2 protein-coding genes and 1 pseudogene are annotated in these 2576 nt (G+C 59.5%); all 3 read left to right on the top strand.

Annotated elements, in window-relative coordinates; translation table 11 throughout:
- Nucleotides 1-678, top strand: a pseudogene (locus tag H5U08_RS15450) (gfo/Idh/MocA family oxidoreductase); the annotation flags it as partial.
- Nucleotides 679-695: 17 nt separating this feature from the next.
- Nucleotides 696-1694, top strand: a complete 999-nt coding sequence (locus tag H5U08_RS15445; protein WP_297035028.1) for a sugar phosphate isomerase/epimerase — start codon at nt 696-698, stop codon at nt 1692-1694.
- 29 nt (nt 1695-1723) lie between these two features.
- Complete coding sequence (locus H5U08_RS15440) at nt 1724-2308, top strand: DJ-1/PfpI family protein (RefSeq protein ID WP_297035026.1); 585 nt, start codon at nt 1724-1726, stop codon at nt 2306-2308.
- Nucleotides 2309-2576: the final 268 nt, after the last annotated feature.

The raw sequence follows: 2576 nt of genomic DNA, 5'->3' as shown, positions 1-2576 counted from the left end.
AACTGGAATCTCTGGCTGGGACAGGCCCCCGAAGTCCCCTACACCGAGGAACGCTGCCACTACACCTTCCGCTGGTGGTTCGAATACGCCGGAGGAAAAATCACCGACTGGGGCGCCCACGATATCGACATCGCCCAATGGGCCATCGGAGAATTCCCCCTCGAAATCGCGGGACACGGCAAACTCCCCAACATCCCCAACGGCTACAATGTGCCGATCGACTTCGGAGCAACCGTCCGCTATCCCAGCGGCGTGGAGCTGATCGTCCAGGAAGAGGGCCGCGTCGGCGTCCTCTTTGAAGGGGAAAAAGGTCGGCTGTTCGTCAACCGTGGCACCATTGCCGGCACCCCCGTGGACGAACTGAAGGACCATCCGTTCCCCAAAGAGCAGTACAAACTCTACGATTTTGACGACCCCAATCGGCCGGATCGCGTGGGAAAGCTCGACGCGATCGTCAACCACATGGCCAACTTCTTCGATTGCATCCGTGCCCGGCGGCTACCCATCTCCGATTACGAAAGCCAGCATCGCAGCGCGACGACCTGCCACCTGATCAATCTCTCCATCCGCTTGGGGCGGCCTCTGCGCTGGGATGCCGAAAAAGAGGTCATCCTCGGCGACGACGAGGCCAATCAGCATCTGTCGCGAAAACAGCGCAAAGGCTTCGAGGTGATTTAAAAGACCGGGAGGAAACGATGCGTCGCCCACAGCCCTCGCATGCAACACAGTCAGCTCCCCGCCGCCAAAACCGGCTCCCGCGACGGGACTTCCTCAAAATGGGCGTGCCGGTCCTCGCGGCCGCCGGATGGGTCCCTCCGCGACTTCTTCCGGCAGAGACGTCGGCCGCTGCACCCTCCGCCCGCTTCTCGCTCCGCTATTTGCTGGCCACCTGCCTCTACGGTTACGCCCCCCTGGAGCAAATTCTGCCCGAGGTGCGAAAGGCCGGGGCGGAGGCCATCGATCTGTGGCCGAAAGTCCACGGCAACCAGCGCGAACAGCTCGACACCCTCGGTCCGGAGCGGTTTCAGGAACTGCTCACCCAACACGGCGTCCGACTGGGGGCCATCAGTCGTTACGATCTTGGCCCGTTTCAACTCGCGGACGAAATCCGACTGGCCGGGCGGCTGGGTTGTCCCGTCATCGTCACCGGCGCACGCGGACCGGTCGGCCTGAAAAACGCCGAACTCCGCCAGGCGGTCCGTGATTTCGTCGAGAAACTGAAGCCCACGCTTGCCCTTGCTGAAGAATGCGGAGTTATCCTCGCCATTGAAAACCACGGCAATAGTCTGATCGACTCACCCGACGCGATGCGGTGGCTGGCCGAGTCCTGGCCGACACGCACGCTTTCCCTGGCATTCGCCCCCTACCATCTCCCCCAGGATGCCGATCTCCTCGCCCGGCTGATCCGCGATTTGGACGAAAAAATCGCCGTCTTTTACATGTGGCAGCACGGCAAGGGATGTATGAAACCCATGCCGCTGGAAGACGAACTCCTCCAACTCCCCGGCAAAGGACCCCTTGACTTTCGGCCGATTCTCGCGGCACTCAGGGATATTCATTATTCGGGCTACAGTTCTATTTTTATGCATGCTTATCCCCGAGGTCGGCCGATCCGGGAAACTCCCGCCCTGGTCACCGCACAGATTCTCGAAGCCCGCGAGTATCTGGAACGCTGTCTGGCCGAACTCGATTAAAACGCAATTAAGAAAGAAAGGATGATGCGATGGAAAAAGTATTAATCATTGTGGGCGACGCCAGCGAAACAATGGACACTCTCTATCCCTACTACCGGCTGATTGAGGCGGGATTTCAACCGGTGGTCGCCGCTCCGGAAAAACGCCGGTATCAAATGGTCATGCACGAGGTCAAACCCGGCTGGACCATCACCAAAGAATGGGAAGGCTACACGATCGAGGCCGATATCGCATTTCGCGATGTCAATCCGGAAGAATATCTGGGGATTTTTTTCTCCGGTGGTCGCGCTCCGGAATATCTTCGGTACGATGAAGATCTTGTTCGCATCACGCGGCATTTTTTTGAAACGAATAAACCGATCGCCTGCGTGTGTCATGGCGTGGAGATTCCGGCCTATGCCGGTTGCGTGAAGGGACGGCGGATGGCCACCGTCCCCAAGTGCCGCTTCGACCTGGAGGTGTGCGGGGGAATCTTTGTGGACGCGCCCTGTGTGGTGGATGGCAACCTTGTCAGCGGGCGGACGTATCACGATCACGGCTATTACATGGGGACGTGGATCCGACTGCTGGAAGAGGCCCGTAGGGCGAAAAAAGACCGTCCGGCGTGCGACTGACTCGTTGCCCGCTTTTCCGCTGCCGACGGGGCGTGGACGTTCACGGGATTCTTCTGGGAGGGGAATTCACGCCGAGATGCCCGATTGTCCGCCGTTGGCCCTTTGATCGCCGATCCCTGTTAACCGGACGCGACTCTTCGGATCCGTTGTTGGCTATACGGTAGGGGCCATTCATGAATTGTCCCTACAACGTCGGAGGGACCTGCTTGTCAGGTCTGCTTCTCGGAGGGACGTGCTTGTCACGTCCACATTCGGAGGGACCCGCTCG

The organism is Thermogutta sp., assembly GCF_014359955.1.
Taxonomy (GTDB): Bacteria; Planctomycetota; Planctomycetia; order Pirellulales; family Thermoguttaceae; genus Thermogutta.
This window is presented reverse-complemented; position numbering and strand designations above follow the sequence as displayed.

Excerpts from the sequence above, each read along its gene's own strand:
- H5U08_RS15445 (WP_297035028.1), top strand. The coding sequence starts at position 696 with ATGCGTCGCCCACAGCCCTCGCATGCAACACAGTCAGCTCCCCGCCGC.
- H5U08_RS15440 (WP_297035026.1), top strand. The coding sequence starts at position 1,724 with ATGGAAAAAGTATTAATCATTGTGGGCGACGCCAGCGAAACAATGGAC.